General features: G+C 66.6%; 12 protein-coding genes. 6 read left to right on the plus strand and 6 right to left on the minus strand.

Annotated features, from left to right (window positions below; all coding sequences use genetic code 11):
* Positions 1-59 precede the first annotated feature (59 nt).
* The 4 genes from H4O11_RS15690 to recQ form a co-directional block, all read right to left on the minus strand.
* On the minus strand, positions 60-977 hold the full coding sequence (locus H4O11_RS15690) for a copper resistance protein B (protein WP_182340504.1): 918 nt from the start codon (positions 975-977) through the stop codon (positions 60-62).
* Positions 974-2,782 carry a copper resistance system multicopper oxidase gene (locus H4O11_RS15695; RefSeq protein ID WP_246333544.1) on the minus strand — a complete coding sequence of 603 codons (1,809 nt, stop codon included), beginning with the start codon at positions 2,780-2,782 and terminating at the stop codon, positions 974-976. Before H4O11_RS15695 ends, H4O11_RS15690 begins: the two co-directional genes overlap by 4 nt.
* 78 nt (positions 2,783-2,860) lie before the next feature.
* Positions 2,861-3,217, minus strand: a complete 357-nt coding sequence (locus tag H4O11_RS15700) for a CopL family metal-binding regulatory protein (protein WP_182340506.1) — start codon at positions 3,215-3,217, stop codon at positions 2,861-2,863.
* 182 nt (positions 3,218-3,399) lie between these two features.
* The gene (gene recQ, locus H4O11_RS15705; RefSeq protein ID WP_182340508.1) at positions 3,400-5,208 is read right to left on the minus strand and encodes a DNA helicase RecQ; all 1,809 of its coding nucleotides are present in this window, start codon (positions 5,206-5,208) and stop codon (positions 3,400-3,402) included.
* A gap of 56 nt (positions 5,209-5,264) precedes the next feature.
* On the opposite strand from recQ, the gene H4O11_RS19605 reads away from it, so the two are divergent.
* Entirely contained in the window at positions 5,265-5,477 is a 213-nt protein-coding gene (locus tag H4O11_RS19605; RefSeq protein ID WP_425506078.1) for a trypsin-like serine protease, read from the plus strand.
* Positions 5,478-5,542: 65 nt separating this feature from the next.
* Here H4O11_RS19605 and H4O11_RS15715 read toward each other — a convergent pair whose 3' ends face one another.
* Positions 5,543-6,106 carry a Dps family protein gene (locus H4O11_RS15715; protein ID WP_246333546.1) on the minus strand — a complete coding sequence of 188 codons (564 nt, stop codon included), beginning with the start codon at positions 6,104-6,106 and terminating at the stop codon, positions 5,543-5,545.
* Between the two features lie 89 nt (positions 6,107-6,195).
* Here H4O11_RS15715 and hrpA point away from each other — a divergent pair, with 89 nt between their 5' ends.
* Positions 6,196-10,317 (plus strand): ATP-dependent RNA helicase HrpA, encoded by a 4,122-nt coding sequence (gene hrpA / locus H4O11_RS15720; protein WP_182340512.1) that lies wholly within the window; start codon positions 6,196-6,198, stop codon positions 10,315-10,317.
* A gap of 188 nt (positions 10,318-10,505) precedes the next feature.
* Positions 10,506-11,513, plus strand: a complete 1,008-nt coding sequence (locus tag H4O11_RS15725; RefSeq protein WP_182340514.1) for a S1 family serine peptidase — start codon at positions 10,506-10,508, stop codon at positions 11,511-11,513.
* A gap of 45 nt (positions 11,514-11,558) precedes the next feature.
* Here H4O11_RS15725 and H4O11_RS15730 read toward each other — a convergent pair whose 3' ends face one another.
* Positions 11,559-12,071 (minus strand): hypothetical protein, encoded by a 513-nt coding sequence (locus H4O11_RS15730; RefSeq protein WP_182340516.1) that lies wholly within the window; start codon positions 12,069-12,071, stop codon positions 11,559-11,561.
* A 139-nt stretch (positions 12,072-12,210) separates the two neighbouring features.
* Between H4O11_RS15730 and H4O11_RS15735 the strand changes: the two genes are divergently transcribed.
* The 3 genes from H4O11_RS15735 to H4O11_RS15745 all read left to right on the plus strand — a co-directional run bounded on the left by H4O11_RS15735 (position 12,211) and on the right by H4O11_RS15745 (position 17,089).
* Complete coding sequence (locus tag H4O11_RS15735) at positions 12,211-13,203, plus strand: trypsin-like serine protease (RefSeq protein ID WP_220466789.1); 993 nt, start codon at positions 12,211-12,213, stop codon at positions 13,201-13,203.
* A 133-nt stretch (positions 13,204-13,336) separates the two neighbouring features.
* Complete coding sequence (locus H4O11_RS15740; RefSeq protein WP_425506075.1) at positions 13,337-15,490, plus strand: RelA/SpoT family protein; 2,154 nt, start codon at positions 13,337-13,339, stop codon at positions 15,488-15,490.
* 30 nt (positions 15,491-15,520) lie between these two features.
* A complete protein-coding gene (locus H4O11_RS15745) occupies positions 15,521-17,089 on the plus strand; it encodes a hypothetical protein (protein ID WP_182340520.1) in 1,569 nt (522 codons plus the stop codon).

Genomic DNA, 17,089 nt, shown 5'->3' on the forward strand with positions numbered 1-17,089 from the left:
CGCAGGTCAGCGCGCGACGGTATCTACCAAGGCGCGCGGACTTCGGGGTAATGGAAGGCCTAGAACCACATCCTGACGCCGGCGACCCAGCGCGTGTCGCGCGCGTGGTCCCCGTCCAGGCGGCTGTAATCGGCAGTGTCGCCGAACAGGCGTTCATGGGCGATGCCGATATACGGTGCAAAGCGGCGGCTGAACTCATAACGCAGGCGCAGCCCTGTTTCGACCTTGTTGAGGCCGCGGCCGATGCCGTGCCCGGGCTCGTCGCGAGTGGCCAGCGTAGCTTCCAGCATCGGCTGCAGGATCAGCCGGTTGGTCAGCAGCACCTCGTACTCCACTTCGGCCTTGGCCATCAGTTGGCCACCGGATCCTGCATACAGCGTGGCGGATGTTTCAAACTTGTAGGGCGCCATCCCCTGGATGCCCAGTGCGGCCCAGGTACGCGAATCGGCCGGGCGGAAATCCTGCTTCACGCCGACCAGCAGGTCCCACCAAGGCGAGATGCTGCGGCCATGGAACAACTCCAGGTCGGATGAAACGGTGCGGCCATCGCGGCGCTCGCCCTCGCTGCGCAGCCACAGCCGGTTGATGTCGCCACCGATCCAGCCGCTGGCTTCCCAGGCCTGGCCATTGCCATGGCCGCCGTCCCACTGCTCCAGGCGGTTCACCCGCAACAGGCTGTTGATCGCCGGCGCGTGCTGCATCGCGCCGTGGTCGATGGGCGGAAACGCGGCGGCACGGTCGGCGTCGGTGAGCGCTGGAATCGGCTCGCGGGGGGACTGCGTCGGGGCGTGCAGGGAAGGGTCCATGCGGGAATGATCCATCTTCGGATGCTCCATCGTGGAATGGTCCATCTTCGAGTGGTCCACAGGCGCGGCCTGGTGCGCGGCATGATCGTCATGCGACTGGGCCATCGCCGGCAACGCCAACAGGGTGGCAAGTGCCAGCACGGTCCGTGCCGGGAAGGATTTCGGGCTCATTCTTCGATCCTCACTTCGCGCATCATTCCCGCTTCCATGTGATACAGCAGGTGGCAATGGAAGGCCCAGCGCCCCAGTGCATCGGCGCGCACGCGGTAGCTGCGGCGGGTACCTGGTGGCATGTCCACGGTGTGCTTGCGCAGATGGAAACGGCCCTGCGCGTCCTCCACGTCGCTCCATACGCCATGCAGGTGGATCGGGTGCTGCATCATGGTGTCGTTGACCAGCACGATGCGCATGCGCTCGCCGTAGTTCAGCCGCAGCGGCTCGGCACCGGCAAAGGGGATGCCGTCGAACGACCAGGCGAATTTCTCCATGTTGCCGGTGAGGTGCAGTTCGACATCGCGTCCGGGTTCGCGGCCATCGGGGTCTTCGAACAGGCTGTGCATCGCGGCGTAGGTCAGCACCTGGCGGCCGTTGTCGCGCAGGCCGACGCCCGGATCGTCCAGCTTCGGATCGGTGGCGCTGCTCTGCATGTCCACCAGGGGATTGCCGCGCTCGCTGGCGGAGTGGCGCACCGGGACGGCCGTCGTGGTGCCATGGCCTGCATGGGCAGCGTGGTCCATCAGCATGGCATGGCCGTCCGCAGCACCACCCTGTTCCATCGCGTGGCTGGACATGCCCGCGCCATGCGCCATGCCATGGCCCATGTCGCCCATCGTCAGCAGCGGGCGTGGGTCGCGCAGGGGGATGGGCGCCTGCAGGCCGGGACGCACGGCAAGGGTGCCGGCGGCGAAGCCGGTGCGGCCCATGTCCTGGCAGAAGATGGTGTAGGCATCCTGGCCGCTGGGCTCCACCAGCACGTCGAAGGTTTCGGCCGGGGCGATGCGGAATTCGTCGATGCTGACCGGATGGATGTACTGCCCGTCGGCGGCCACCACGGTCATCTTCAGGCCCGGAATGCGCACGTCGAAGTAGGTCATCGATGCACCGTTGATGAAGCGCAGCAGCACCTTTTCACCGCTGCGGAACAGCCCGGTCCAGTTGCCGGCCGGGGCAGTGCCGTTGACCAGGTAGGTGTAGGTGTGGGCGTTGACGTCGGAGATGTCGGTGGGCGTCATCCGCATCCGGCCCCACATGCCGCGGTCGGAAAGCGCGGCAGCCCAGCCATCGCGGCGTGCGTCGCGGAGGAAATCGGGCAGCGTGCGCTTGTAGTAGTTGTCATGCTCGGCAAGCTTTTTCATGCGCCGGAACAGCGCGCCCGGATCCAGGTCGGTCCAGTCCGACAGCAACACCACGTGTTCGCGGTCGAACGCATACGGCGAAGGCTCGGCCGGGTCGATGATCAGGGCGCCGTACAGCCCTGCCTGTTCCTGGAACATCGAGTGGCTGTGGTACCAGTAGGTACCGGATTGCTTCAGGGTGAAACGGTAGTGGTAGGCCTCCCCCGGGGCGATGCCGTTGAAGCTCAGGCCTGGCACGCCGTCCATGTTGGCCGGCAGCAGGATGCCGTGCCAGTGGATGGAAGTCGGGTGGTGGGCCAGCGTGTTGCGCACATGGATATCCACGGTCTGGCCTTCGCGCCAGCGCAGGATGGGTGCGGGCAGGCTGCCATTGACGGTGATGGCGGGGCGGGTGCGGCCAGTGAAGTTGGCGGCCGATTCGCCGATCGCCAGATCAAGGTGCGATTGGCTCAGCACCTGCGGCGCGGTGGCCAGGCCGCTGCCGGCCGCAGCGAAAGCACGTTGGCTGACGCCGGCAGCACCCAGCCCGGCGACGACACCGCCTGCGGCCAGGCCTTGGACGAACAGGCGGCGGGAGGGCAGGGCAGGCGTGCCCGTGCCGCGGGAAAACGGATCTTTCATGGAAGAGACTCCAGACGCAGGAAAGCACCAGCCTGGGCAGGCCGGCGTCGAGGCGCGCCGATGGCGCGCGCGGTGGAGTCAGGCGATGGGAGGGCGTTGGATGCGTGGCAGTGCGGGCGTGGGACGGCCAAGGTCGTTCGGCGCGGGCACGAAGTGGCCGGCGTAGGCCGCAGGCATCGTCAACTGGCCGGCCATGGCCAGCGCCGGCTGTTGTGCGCAGGAACGCACGCACTCCTTGATCCGGCAGTGCCCATCATCTTCAGGTGGTTGCGCCTGGCGGCCGCTGTCCTCGGCGACCATGTCCGCATGCGCGTGGCAGGGCGGTTCGGCCGCGACGGCACGCTGCAGGTGCTCGCCCGCCATGGCGGCGTTCAGCCCGTTGAGCAACAGGCTGAGCATCAGCACCACGCGCAGCAGGGTGGAGGCAACGGACATGCGTATTACTTTAGCGGGATCGGGCCTCGCTTGCAGCCGCCGCTGAATGGACGATTCAAGCTTGGGGCAGCCCCGGGGCGGGGGCATGGCCTCGTTCTGTGCCTGGCACCGAGGCATGGGACGGGCCACGCCCGTCATTCGCCAAGCGCGACGCCGCAGAAGCAGCGGGCCATGGACGCGCTTTACCCTTCTTCGCGCACCACGTCGATCAGCTTTGGACCGTAACGGGCGAGCTTGGTACCGCCGATGCCGCCCACCCGCGCCAGCTCATCCAGCGAAGTCGGCCGCTGTTCGGCGATGTTGCGCAGGGTGCTGTCGTGGAAGATCACGAAGGCCGGTACGTTCTGCTCGCGCGCCAGTTCGGCACGCAGGCCACGCAGCGCGTTGAACAGTGCCAGGTCCTGCGGCAGCACCGAAAGGCCGCTGCCGGAGCGCTGCGTGCTGCGCTCGCGCCCGCCGCTGGGCGCGCTGTCACGACGCATGCTGATCTGTCGCTGGCCCTTGAGTACATCCCGACTGGCGTCGGTCAGGCGCAGGCCGCCATGGCCGGCAGTGTCCACTTCCAGCACGCTGGTGGCCACCAGTTGGCGGAACACACTGCGCCAGGTGCGGCTGTCCAGGTCGCGGCCGATGCCGTAGGTGCTCAGCTTCTCGTGCCCGCCCTGGCGGATCTTCTCGTTCTCGCTACCGCGCAGGATATCGATCAGATGGCCGACGCCATAGCGCTGGCCGCTGCGGTATACGCAGCTCAATGCCTTCTGCGCCGGAACGGTGGCGTCCCAGGCCGCCGGCGGGGTCAGGCAGTTGTCGCAGTTGCCGCAGGCCTGCGGATACGTTTCGCCGAATCCGGCCAGCAGCACTTGGCGACGGCATTGCATGGATTCGCAGTAACCCAACAGGTGGTCGAGCTTGGAGCGCTCCAGTTGCTTGCGTTCCTCGCCAGCCTCGGACTGTTCGATCATCTGTTTCAGCAGTACCACGTCGCCCAGCCCGTAGCAGAGCCAGGCTTCGGCCGGCTCGCCGTCGCGGCCGGCGCGGCCGGTTTCCTGGTAATAACCTTCCATCGACTTGGGCAGGTCGGTATGGGCGACGAAGCGCACGTCGGGCTTGTCGATGCCCATGCCGAAGGCGATGGTCGCGCACATCACGATGCCGTCTTCGCGCAGGAAGCGGCGCTGGTTGTTGGCGCGCACCTCCGATGGCAGGCCGGCATGGTAGGGCAGTGCGGTGAAACCCTGGCTGCACAGGAAATCGGCAGTCTCCTCGACCTTGCGCCGCGACATGCAGTAGACGATGCCGGCTTCGTCGCGGTGGCTGCGCAGGAAGCTGGTCAGCTGCTGGCGCGCGTTGTCCTTCTGCACCACGGTGTAGCGGATGTTGGGGCGGTCGAAGGAACTGACGAAATGGCGTGCCTGGGCCAGGTCCAGGCGTTCGGCGATCTCGCGCTGGGTCGGCGGATCCGCCGTGGCGGTCAGGGCCAGCCGGGGGATGTCCGGCCAGCGCTCGTGGAGGACGGTGAGCTGGCGGTATTCAGGCCGGAAGTCGTGGCCCCACTGCGACACGCAATGGGCCTCGTCGATGGCGAACAGGGCGATCCGGCTGCGCGAGAGCAGCGACAGGAAGCGGCCGGTCAACAGTCGCTCGGGTGCGACATACAGCATGTCCAGTTCGCCGGCCAGCAGTTCGCGTTCCACCCGTGCAGCGGTCTCCCCATCCAGGGTGGAGTTGAGGTATTCGGCGCGCACGCCGAGCTGGCGCAGGGCTTCGACCTGGTCCTGCATCAAGGCGATGAGTGGGGAGATGACGATGCCGCAACCGTCGCGCAGCAATGCCGGCACCTGGTAGCAGAGCGACTTGCCGCCGCCGGTGGGCATCAGGACAAGGGCGTCATGGCCAGCGGCGACATGCTCGACGATGTCCCGCTGCGGGCCGCGGAAATCGTCGTAACCAAAGACGCGGCGGAGCAGCTCGTGCGCAGGACTGGAAGGCATCCGGCTAGTTTACCCCGGCGGGGCCTCTGCGGCGCCTTGTTGTGCGTCATCCACTGGTGGACCGCCATGGCAGCCTGTTGACGGTCGCGGGTTGGGGGAACACGTCGGGCGGCGCTGCAGCTCACCTTCCTGCCGTCCTGCAGTCGGTCAAAGTGCCGGTCGTATCACGGTGGGAGCGCCAGTTCGCCTATCCGGATGACTGGGACGGCTCAATGATGTGCGCGAGCGCAGGCGGGCGCGACGCCTGCCAAGGTGATTCCGGCGGGTAGATGCAGGGTCCATGATTCCGTACGACGGAATCATGGACTTCCCGCAGGGCGAAGCCCGGAAAGAATTACTGCAACAGCGAGCGCAGCATCCAGGCGTATTTTTCGTGGGTCTGCAGGCGCTGGGTCATCAGGTCTTCGGTCGGGGCGTCGTCCGCATCGTCGGCCACGTCCAGTACCTGGCGGGCGGTGCGGCAGACCGCTTCGTTGGCCACCACCAACTGGCGTACCATCTCACGCCAGTCCGCGCTGTCGGTCAGGCCGGCCTCCTCGGGGATCGAGGTCAGGGCCGCGAACTCGCGGTACGAGCCCGGGGCATTGAAGCCCAGTGCGCGGATGCGTTCAGCGACGTCGTCCAGCGCCGCCCACTGTTCGGTGTACTGGGTTTCGAACATGGTATGCAGCGAGTTGAACATCGACCCGGTGACATTCCAATGGAAATTGTGGGTTTTCAGGTACAAAGTGAATGCATCAGCCTGGAAGCGCGAGAGGCCCTCGGCGATCTTCTTGCGCTCGCCCACCTTGATCCCGATATCGATACCGGGTGCCGACGGTGCTGCTGCTGCCAGCTTCTGCCTGGCGGTCTTCTGCTTCGCTGCCGGGGCCTTGGCCACGCTCTTGGTCTTTGCCATGGGGACGTTTCTCCTTGTGGATGAGATGATCTTCACGATAGACCAGAACTAATGACTGGTCGCTTTCAAAGTTTTAAATGAATCGATTGATGAATCCTATTGAACAAAAGCTGGCGTCTAGACTACGCCAACAGCGGGCAGCACTTGATGACGCAATGAGCCGCGACCGTGGTCGCCTGCTCGGCATGCTGTCGCGTTGGCAGTCCAAGCCCGATGACGCCGGCCTGGCGCAGGCGTTCGAGCAGGCACTGCAGGCGTCGGTGCAGCGCCGGCAGGCGCGCGCGCGCCAGAAGCCGGCCATCACTCTGGACCCGCAACTGCCCATCGCACGTGAAGCCGATGCCATCATCGCGCTGATCCGTGAACATCAGGTGGTCGTCATAGCCGGCGAGACCGGCTCGGGCAAGACCACCCAGCTGCCCAAGCTGTGCCTGGCCGCGGGCCGTGGCCAGGCGGGCATGATCGGCTGCACGCAGCCACGGCGGATCGCCGCGCGCGCCGTGGCCAGCCGGGTCGCGCAGGAACTGAAGAGCGAGCTGGGACAACTGGTCGGTTACCAGGTCCGTTTCAACGACAAGGTCAGCGAGGACAGCCGGATCAAGTTCATGACCGACGGTATCCTGCTGGCCGAGATCGCCAGCGACCGTTGGCTTTCGCGCTACGACACGATCATCGTCGACGAAGCGCACGAGCGCAGCCTGAACATCGATTTCCTGCTCGGCTACCTGAAGCAGCTGTTGAAGAAGCGCCCGGACCTGAAGTTGATCGTCACCTCGGCGACCATCGATACCGGACGCTTCGCCGAACATTTCGACGGCGCGCCGGTGATCAGCGTGGAGGGCCGCACCTTCCCGGTGGAGGTGCGCTACCGCGCGTCGGAAGGTGAAGAGGGGACATCTCCGGATTCGCCCCGTTCCGAGCAGCGAGGCGGGGGCGAGCGTACCGTAAACGATGCCATCGTCAGTGCCATCGACGAGATCACCCGGCTGGATGCGCGCGGCGACGTGCTGGTGTTCCTGCCCGGCGAGCGCGAGATCCGCGATGCGCACCAGTCGCTGGAACGGCGCAAGTACCGCCAGACCGAGGTGCTGCCGCTGTATGCGCGCCTGTCGAACCAGGACCAGGACAGGGTGTTCAACCCGGGCCCGGGCCGTCGCATCGTGCTGGCGACCAACGTGGCCGAGACCTCGCTGACGGTGCCGCGCATCCGCTACGTGGTCGATCCGGGTTTTGCACGGGTCAAGCGCTACAGCCCGCGGCAGAAGCTGGACCGGCTGCACATCGAACCGATCTCCCAGGCCAGCGCCAACCAGCGCAAGGGCCGTTGCGGCCGCGTGGCCGAAGGCATCTGCTACCGGCTGTATGCAGAGGCTGATTTCCAGGCGCGGCCGAAGTTCACCGATCCGGAGATCCGCCGCTCCAGCCTGTCCGGGGTGATCCTGCGCATGCTGCAACTGGGCCTGGGCAGGATCGAGGACTTCCCGTTCCTGGAGGCACCCGATGAGCGCGCGGTCGCCGATGGCTGGCAGCAACTGGCTGAGTTGGGTGCCGTCGACAGCGAACGCCGGATGACGCCGGTGGGCAAGCAGATGGCACGGCTGCCGGTGGATGTGAAGCTGGCGCGGATGCTGGTCGCCGCGCAGGCGGCTGGTTGCCTGAAGCCGATGCTGGTCATCGCCTCCTTCCTCGGTATCCAGGATCCCCGCGAACGCCCGCCCGAAGCGCGTGGCGCAGCCGATACGGCGCACGCGCAGTTCGCCGATGGACGTTCGGAATTCGTCGGCGTGCTGAGGCTGTGGGACGCGTACCGGCAGGCACACGAAGACCTGACCCAGTCCCGGCTGCGCGACTGGTGTGGGCGAAATTTCCTCGGTTTCCTGCGCATGCGCGAGTGGCGCGAGCTGCATCGGCAGCTTCGCCTGCTGTGCGAGGAACTGGGCTGGCAGGAAGAATCCACCGAGGCATCGCTGGCACCCCTGCTGGCCGGCAGCAGCGCGCCACCGGCCACGCGTGATGACGCGACGGCGGTCAAGGCCACGCGCGGACAACTGCATCGTGCCGCGCGCCTGGCCCGCGAGGGCAAGCCGGCCGAACAAGGTCCTGCACCCGTGGCAGCGCGTGCGCAGGCGGACCAGGCCCCGGTAGGCGGCGGTTTCAGCGAGCGGGTGCGTGCCAGCGCTTACCAGACCCTGCACCGCGCGTTGATCAGCGGCCTGCCCACGCAGCTTGGCCATCGTACGGAGAAGGGTGACTTCCAGGCGCCGCGCCAGCGCCGCTTCCTGCCGTTCCCAGGCTCGACGCTGGCCAAGCGGCCGCCGCCGTGGCTGCTGGCGGCAACGTTGCTGGACACCCAGAAGATATGGGGCCTGACCAACGCGGCGATCGAGCCGGACTGGGTGATCGCCGAGCTGCCCCACCTGCTGCTGCGCAAGCACTTCGACCCGCATTGGTCGCGGGCGCAGGGGCAGGTGCTGGCCTCCGAACAGATCAGCCTGTTCGGGTTGGTATTGGCGCCGAAGAAGCCGGTGCATTACGGCCGGATCGAGCCGGCTGAAGCGCATGACATCTTCGTGCGCCAGGCACTGGTCACCGGCGAGATCAACACCCGGGCCGGTTTCGTGGCCGACAACCAGAAGGTGCTGGAACAGGCGCGCGAAGAAGAAGCCAAACTGCGTCGCGCCGGCATCGTCGCCGATGAAGGCTGGCAGGCACGCTGGTACCTGGATCGGGTGCCGGCGGAGATCCACTCCGTTTCCGGCCTGGATGCGTGGTGGAAGGCCCTGCCGCAGGCGCAGCGGCACGGCCTGGCGTGGTCACTGCTGGACCTGCTGCCGGGCGAAGGCAGCGAGCAGGACCGTTTCCCGAAGTACCTGGCGCTGGGCGATGCGCGGCTGCCCCTGCACTACCGCTTCGAGCCAGGGGCGGAGGACGACGGCGTCACCCTGGATGTCCCGCTGCACCTGCTCAACGCGCTGGACCCGGTGCAACTGGGTTGGCTGGCGCCGGGTTTCGTCGCCGACAAGGCCGCTGCATTGATCCGCAGCCTGCCCAAGGCGATGCGTCGCAACTACGTGCCGGCTCCGGATTTCGCCCGCGCGTTCTTCGAAGCGTTCCAGTTGCCGGGTGCTGATGACATCCGGGGTGAGCTCGCTCGCTTCCTGTCGCGGGCGACCGGAGCAACCGTTACCGCGATCGACTTCGACCTGTCCTCGATCGACACGCACCTGCACATGAACCTGCGCCTGCGCGACGAGCACGGCAAGGTGCTGGCGACCTCGCGTGATCTCGATGGTCTTCGTGCGCGGTTCGGCGACAAGGCCGGGCAGGCTTTTGCCGCGCGCGCCGGGCGTGACATGGCGGCCGATGGCCTGCGCGATTTCCCCTCTGCGGCAATCCCGCTGCAGGTTCCCGGCGAAGCCGGCGTACCGGCCTTTCCGGCGCTGGTGGACGAGGGGGACTCCGTGGCCCTGCGCATCTTCGCTGACCGCCAGCAAGCCGCTGAAGCGCATCCGCGTGGCGTACGCCGGTTGCTGGAGATCGGCCTGGCCGACAAGGCCAGGCAGGCCCGCAAGCAATTGCCGGTGTCGCCCAAGACCGGCCTGCTCTACGCTGCCATCGAATCGCAGGAACGCCTGCGCGGCGACATCGTGGATGCGGCAATGAATGCCGTCCTGGCCGAGGGGCTGGGCGATATCCGCGACCCTCAGGTCTTCGCGCAACGGCGTGAGGCAGCAGCCAAGGGCCTGTTCGGTGAAGCGATGGAACGGCTGAAACTCGCCGAGGCGATCCTTTCCCTGGTGGCCGAACTGAAACCAGCGCTGGAGGCGCCGCTGATGGGGTGGGCACGCGGCAACCTGGATGACATGGAGCAGCAACTGGCGTCGCTGGTGCATGCCGGTTTCCTGCGCGAAACGCCGGCCGATGCACTGGCACAGTTCCCGCGCTACCTGAAGGCGATGATCCTGAGGACCGAGCGCGCCAAGCGCGATCCGCCGCGCGACCAGGCCCGCATGCTGGAACTGCATCCCTTCCTGGACGCGTTGGAAAGGGCGCGCGAGCAGGGCCTGGAGGACCGTCCGCAATGGCAGGCGCTGCGCTGGGACATCGAAGAGTTGCGGGTGTCGCTGTTCGCTCAGGAACTCATCGGCCGTGGCGGCATTTCGCCAAAGAAGGTCGCACAGCGGCTGGGTGAACTGCAGAAGCTGCGCTGAGGCGGATCGCGGCAGCGTTGGTGCACAATGGAAGTGTGCCAACGCGACTGGGCGGCAGGCAAGGCGGTTCGCGTGCGGCGGCTGCGTAATGCGCATATTGCCGATTGAAATCGTTCTTGAGGCATCGATCGCTTATTCAGATAACGTGAGCGGGCGCATGGCCTACAGGTGCCTCAGAAATTGATGCTTTGGATGTCGGAGATTTCCCGACGCAGATCAAGGTCAATTTCATGCACCGCCAGACAACATCCCCTTTCCTGCCACGCGTGATCAACGACAGGCAGCGCCGTCTGCTGCTGGGTGCCTTGACTGTGTCAGTGATCGCCCTCGGCGCAGCCGAAGCATCTGCTGCCTCGCCGGCCGGCAATCCGTCGCCACAGTCTCTAACCAAGCCCTTCATCATCGGTGGGTCGGAGGTTGCACAGGGGCGCTATCCGTATGTTGCCGAGTTGACCCTCAAGAGGCAGGGGTCCGATGACGTTCCCTATCATGCCTGTGGTGGCAGTTTGATATCCCCCTCGGTGGTGCTGACCGCCGCACACTGCGTAACGGGCATGGTGGGCAGGCGAGGCGCGGCCTTGGCCACTGATCTGAATGTGGTGGTCAATCGTGCTGACCAGCGCCAGACACATCTGGGACAGGAACGGCGGGTTCGCTACAACGCACGGAACGGTCAGTACGACATCATCATCCATCCACGCTATGGTGAAGGCGGCACCCACGCGTTTGATGTGGCAGTGATCCTGCTCGACAAACCGGTCACGGGTGTGGAACCGCTGAAGCTGCCGTCACCGGGATCGGATGCGATGGAACGCCCGGGTGCCTTGTTGACCGTAGCCGGCTGGGGCAACACGTTCAGCGATACGGGGGTTGATCAGCCCGAGGGGCTACGGTCGGTGCGTGTGCCGGTGGTGGCGTCGTGGGAGTGCAGCTTTGCGTATCCCATGGATAATCCCCGTCCGTCCGGGCGTTTCCAGCCTGGTTCGATGATGTGCGCCGGTGTGCGTGGGCAGGATTCATGCCAGGGAGATTCTGGTGGGCCGCTCTTCGCTGAAGTTCCCGGTACGACGACCGTTGTGCAGGTCGGCGTGGTCAGCTGGGGCAACGGCTGTGGCAAGGCGGGTATGCCAGGAGTCTATGCAAAGCTGTCGGCGCCGGAAATATTCGAGTTCATCTCGGCGTACAGCGGCCAATAGCGGACTGGGCGCAGGCTGCCATGATCCACGGCAGCCTGCGCCCTGCTACTTGACCCGCTTCACTTTGGCGCGGGTGTTGACGCCTGGGATCTGGAGGTACCAGGCGCCGCCGACGCCAGGTGCGATGCTTACTTCTGGATCCAGGCGACGTACGCCGCCGAGACTGGCAGCGTCGGTCTGCTCCCAATGCTGGCCGTTGGCCAACATGTAGATACGGCCCTTCGCAAAGCCATTGAACGCGCCCGGCAGCACGCTGGTGATGGGCTCACGGCTACCGAAGTCAAAGAATCCACGATTCTTGACGATGACTTCCTGCCGCCCTTCCTCGCGCGCGGCTTCCACCGCTTGGGTGGTGGCGGCTTCAACCGTGCCCTGCAACCAATGGTTGAGGCGGGAAAGTTCGTCGGCGCTCAGCTTGTCCAACCCCGCGGCCTTGAACTCGGACGGGCTCATCTCCTGCTGCAGATCACGATCCACCACGCGTTGCGCCGAAGCGGCCAGCGGCAGGGCAAGGAGGGCCAGGGTGCAGGCAAGCAGGCGGGGCGAAGGCAGGGACATGGGCGTTCTCCGATGGATGACCGGCATTGTAGGGCAGGTGGATGCTGGCGCGCGGCCAGCCGGACACCGGGTGGGCCGAAAGCTGAGCTGATCGTTCTTCCCATGAGCATCCCTTTTGCCTATTCCGTGAATCAGGTCGGTGCCTGCATCCGCTGACTTCGTTCAGATGGACCTGTCGGCGTTCCTGCCGATGTCGCGCAAGGGAGGTCGCATCATGCAGCATCCATCTGATCACATCTTCGAGCGAACCCGTTCGATGGCACTGCCCTGGACCGTGCTGGCGGCCGCAGTGCTGGGATGGTCCGCCCACGCCAACGTGGCGATCGCCGCACCGGGCACCGCGCCGGTAAAGCCCATGGTCATCGGTGGAGAAGACGCCTACCAGGGGCAGTTTCCCTATCTCGTGTCGATCCAGCGCCCCGGACAGGATGGAATGGAACATTTCTGTGGCGGGACGTTGATCGGTCCCGCTGCCGTACTCACCGCCGCACATTGCGTCGTCCGTTACACGCAGGGTGAACCGGATCGTGACCCTGCGGACCTTTCGCTGGTCGTCGATCGGGCCGTCCTTTCCGACGCGCGTACCGGCAAGGTCCGTGGAGTGGCCCGCTGGAACGGCACCTACCAGATCCATGTGCATCCTGGTTGGGATGCCAGCAAGGGGACCGGCATCGATGTCGCCGTGGTCCAGCTCGATGCATCGGTCGCGGATGTGCCCGTCATGCGCCTGCCCACTGCCGGCAGCGACGTGCTGGAGCGGCCGGGCACGCTGCTGGTCACGGCAGGGTGGGGCAACATGTCCGGCGATGATTTCCTGCCTGCCACGCAACTGCAATGGGTGCAGGTTCCACTGCTCGCGCCGTGGGAATGCTCATTTGCCTATCCGGGGCCCGACGAGCGCTTCACCTTCAATGCACGGCAGCAGGTCTGTGCCGGCGTAACGGGCAGGGATGCCTGCCAGGGCGATTCGGGAGGTCCGCTGTTCGCGCGCATGCCTTCCGGCGGGCCGGCGGTGCAGGTCGGCGTGGTCAGCTGGGGCTTCGGTTGTGCTCTCACCGGCTTTCCAGGGGTCTACGCCAGGCTGTCCAACCCGGAGACGCATCTGTTCCTTTCGCGGTTCGTCCGCTACTGATCACGATGCCCGCACAGCGCCTCGCCATGCGCTCCCCTCCGCATGAGCAGATGCGTTGCGGTGCCGTGGCGGTGATTGTTACCGGACGGGTGGGGCGCTAGTGTAGGTCGTATCCGTCCCCTTCGTGATCGTAGTGAACCGCGCCTTCGTCCCCGGCCTGGAAGCCTTGTTGAACCGTCCATCGATGGCGGTCGTCCCCGAACTGCTGCGTGCAGCGCTCCTGCAACGCGGGGAGGATGCAGCCTGCAGCCGCGAAGCGGATGTCGGCTGGCCGCTGCTGGGTGCGACGGTCGATGCGCTGGCGCTGTTGTCAGCTGACGAAAGTTCCCTGGTGGCCGCACTGCTGTTCGATCTGCCGGGCCTGCGCGAGGCCATCGACGAACTGCCATTGTCCAACCGCGCCGCCGTCAACGGCCTGCTGGACGGCCTGGATGCCGCCGATCAGGTATGGGCCCTGCATGCCGGACGCGAGGCCGGCCGCAACAGCGAGGGACTGCGGCGGTTGTTGCTGGCGATCATCCAGGACCTGCGCGTGGTGCCGCTGCTGCTGGCGCGGCAACTGGCACGCATGCGCGCTGCCGACGCGCTGCAGGAAGACCAGCGGCGCGGCCTGGCCCAGCTGACCCGCGACATCCATGCGCCGCTGGCCAACCGGCTGGGCATATGGCAGTTGAAATGGGAACTGGAGGACCTTGCCTTCCGTTACCTGGAACCGGACACCTACCGGCGCATAGCCCGGGAAGTGGATGAAACCCGTATCGCGCGGGAACGCTACGTGGAGAACGTCAAGAAGGTGCTGTCGCGCGATCTCGCCGCGCATGGCATCAGCGCCGACGTCAGCGGGCGGCCCAAGCACATCTACAGCATCTGGCGGAAGATGCAGAAGAAGCGGCTGTCCTTCGACCAGCTGTACGACATCCGTGCGGTGCGGGTGATGGTGGACGACGTGGCGGCCTGCTATGCCGCGCTCGGCGTGGTACATGCGCTGTGGGTGCCGGTGCCCAGCGAATTCGATGATTACATCGCGCGGCCCAAGGCCAATGATTACCGCTCGCTGCATACCGCGGTGGTCGGTCCTGAGGGCCGGACCATCGAGGTGCAGATCCGCACCCATGAGATGCACGCGCAGGCCGAGCTGGGCGTGGCGGCGCACTGGAAATACAAGGAAGGTGGCAAGGGGGCGGAGAAGGCGTTCGACCGCAAGATCACCTGGATGCGGCAGTTGCTGGAGCAGGCCCAGGAAGGGCACGCTGGCGAGCTGGCCGGTGCGCTGGATGCGGAGCTGACCGAGGACCGGGTCTATGCGTTGAGTCCGAAGGGCGAGGTGATGGACCTGCCACAGGGCGCCACGCCGCTGGATTTTGCCTATCACGTCCACACGATGGTCGGGCATCGCTGCCGTGGCGCCAAGGTCAATGGCCGCATCGTTCCGCTGGCCTACCGCCTGCGCAGTGGCGACCGCGTGGAGATACTGACCGGCAAGGAGGCTGAGCCGCGCCGCGACTGGCTGTTGCCGGCAGCCGGCTACCTGGCCAGCAACCGCTCGCGCGAGAAGGTCCGCACCTGGTTCCACAAGCTGGACCGTGCACGCAACGTGCAGGCCGGCCGTGAGCTGCTGGAGCGCGAACTCAAGCGCCTGGGACTGGCCCAGGCCGATCTCTCCAGCGTATTGAAGAAATTCCACGTCGACAGCACCGATGACCTGTACATCCAGGTCGCACTGGGCGATACCGGTCCGAACCAGGTCAGCCGCGCGCTCCTGGAAGCCGAGCGTGCGGCCAGCCAACCATCGCCGCCGCCTGCATTGCCGCGGCCCACGGCGCGTCGCGAAGGGCTGGGAAAGAGCAAATTCACCGTCCAGGGCGTGGGCAACCTGCTGGTGCAGCTGGCGCGCTGTTGCCAGCCCGTGGCCGGCGAGCCGATCGTCGGCTATCTCACCCGCAGCCGTGGGGTGACCGTGCATCGCGTCGATTGCGCATCGCTGGCACGGCTGTCGGCCGCCAGTCCGCAGCGCGTGCTGCCGGTGGAATGGGGCCAGGCCGGTGGTGGCTACGAGGTGGACGTGGTGGTCGATGCGGTTGACCGGCGCTGGCTGCTGAAGGACATCACCAACCTGATCGCGCAGGAAGAGGCTTATGTGCTCGACATCCACAGCGACAACGTGCGCGACAGTGGGCGTGCGCACCTGCGCCTGCGGCTGAAGGTCAACGATTTCGACCAGCTGTCGGCGTTGCTGGGGAAACTCGATGCCCTGCCTGGCGTCAGCCAGGCGCGGCGGCTGGGCTGAGTTTCACGCAGCGCGCGCTAGGCTTGGCACATGGACAGATCCCACAGGCCCGGTGGCGAGCAGGGGCACGAGGTGCTGCAGCGCGTGCGCCGCGAGGGACGCTGGTGGTGGCTGCAGGCGCGGCACTTCCGCCGCATCTGGCGCTGGACGCTGCTGGTGGCGGTGGTGCTGTTCGTCGCCCTGGCGCTGCTGCGGCGTCCGTTGGCGGACTGGTTCTGGGATGAGCCGCGCATTGCCCAGCTGGTCGAACAGGGCAACGCTGCGCTGGTGGCCGGGCGACTGGCTGCGGACGATGGAAAGGGCGCGCGGGAGTACTTCCTGGCTGCGCTGGCGCTGGACAATGACCGTGCCCAGGCACGCGATGGCCTGGCCCGCACCGGCATGGCGGCACTGCAGGCCGGCAATGCCGCCCTTGCCGAAGGGGACTTGCCGGCTGCGTCCGACGCCTTGGCGCTGGCGCGGGAACTGCAGGTACCGCAGGCCCAGAGCGATGCATTGGCAGAGCAGCTGCGCCAGCGACGCGTGATTACCGCCGGGCTGGATGTCGTGCTGCAGCGGGCACGCGTGGCCTTGGACGAGGGACGATTGGACGACGATGCTGAAAGTGCCTTGCCGCTGCTGCAGCGCGTGCTGGAACTACGCCCGCAGGACGTGGTGGCGCTGGAAACGCGCGAGGATGCGCTGAGCGACCTGCTGCTGCGTGCGCGCCAGGCAAGCGAGCGCGACGACGTGGCGTTGGCGGCCGACCTGTTGCGCCGGGCACGGGGTTTTGATCCTGGGCATGCGGACCTGCCCTTCAGCCAGGAGACACTGTCGCGTGCACTGGATGGGCGGGTCCGGCGGGTTTCCCGCGCAATCGGCCGCGGGCGGCTGGATGCAGCATTGAAGGCATTGGCCCCCGCGCTGCAGGCTGCGCCGGACGAACCTGGCGTCGTGGCGCAGCGTGATCGCCTGGTGGCGGCATTGCTGCAGGACAGTCGCCGGCTGGCGCGTGGTTTCCATTTCGATCCGGCGCTGGAGCGTATCGACGAGGCTGGCCAGCTGCATGCTGCGCCGCGCGAGCTGGCCCTGGCGCGGCAGGAAATCCAGCGGGCGCGCTCGGCCCGGCAAGCCATGCTGGATGCCGGCACCGTGCCTGGGGCCGGTCGCGAGGCGCTGGTCCGGCTGCTGGAGCGCATCGCCGAAGCCGAGGCGCGTGGCCGTTTCCTGGCCCCGCCGGGCAACAGCGCCTATGACGCGCTGCGGGAGGCACAGGCGTTGGCACCTCGTGATCGCCGCGTCGTGGAGGCAGCCGCCCGGCTGCTGCCAGCCAGCAGGAGCTGTTTCGAGGACGCGCTGCGACAGAATCGCCTTGAGGCGGCAGGGGGATGCCTGCAGGCGTGGCAGACGCTGGCACCGACGGCTGCCGGCCTCGGACCGGCAAGAACCCGGCTGGCGCAGCGCTGGATAGCGGTGGGAAGCGAGCGGCTGGGTGGTGGCGACATGGCTTATGCCGAGACTGCCCTGGAGCGTGCGCGCCAATGGCAGCCGGGGCTGGCCGAGCTGGCCGCTTTCGAACAACGGGTGCGCCAGGCACGCGGCAGTCCAGGGCGTCGCTGA

Origin of the sequence: Stenotrophomonas tumulicola (assembly GCF_014117215.1) — a bacterium.
GTDB classification, from domain to species: domain Bacteria; phylum Pseudomonadota; class Gammaproteobacteria; order Xanthomonadales; family Xanthomonadaceae; genus Stenotrophomonas; species Stenotrophomonas tumulicola.

What these genes read in the sequence shown, in the direction of transcription:
- H4O11_RS15745 (WP_182340520.1), top strand. Translation starts at nt 15,521, where the DNA reads ATGGACAGATCCCACAGGCCCGGTGGCGAGCAGGGGCACGAGGTGCTG.
- recQ (WP_182340508.1), bottom strand. Translation starts at nt 5,208, where the DNA reads ATGCCTTCCAGTCCTGCGCACGAGCTGCTCCGCCGCGTCTTTGGTTAC.
- H4O11_RS15690 (WP_182340504.1), bottom strand. Translation starts at nt 977, where the DNA reads ATGAGCCCGAAATCCTTCCCGGCACGGACCGTGCTGGCACTTGCCACC.
- hrpA (WP_182340512.1), top strand. Translation starts at nt 6,196, where the DNA reads ATGAATCCTATTGAACAAAAGCTGGCGTCTAGACTACGCCAACAGCGG.
- H4O11_RS15730 (WP_182340516.1), bottom strand. Translation starts at nt 12,071, where the DNA reads ATGTCCCTGCCTTCGCCCCGCCTGCTTGCCTGCACCCTGGCCCTCCTT.
- H4O11_RS15695 (WP_246333544.1), bottom strand. Translation starts at nt 2,782, where the DNA reads ATGAAAGATCCGTTTTCCCGCGGCACGGGCACGCCTGCCCTGCCCTCC.
- H4O11_RS15700 (WP_182340506.1), bottom strand. Translation starts at nt 3,217, where the DNA reads ATGTCCGTTGCCTCCACCCTGCTGCGCGTGGTGCTGATGCTCAGCCTG.
- H4O11_RS15715 (WP_246333546.1), bottom strand. Translation starts at nt 6,106, where the DNA reads ATGGCAAAGACCAAGAGCGTGGCCAAGGCCCCGGCAGCGAAGCAGAAG.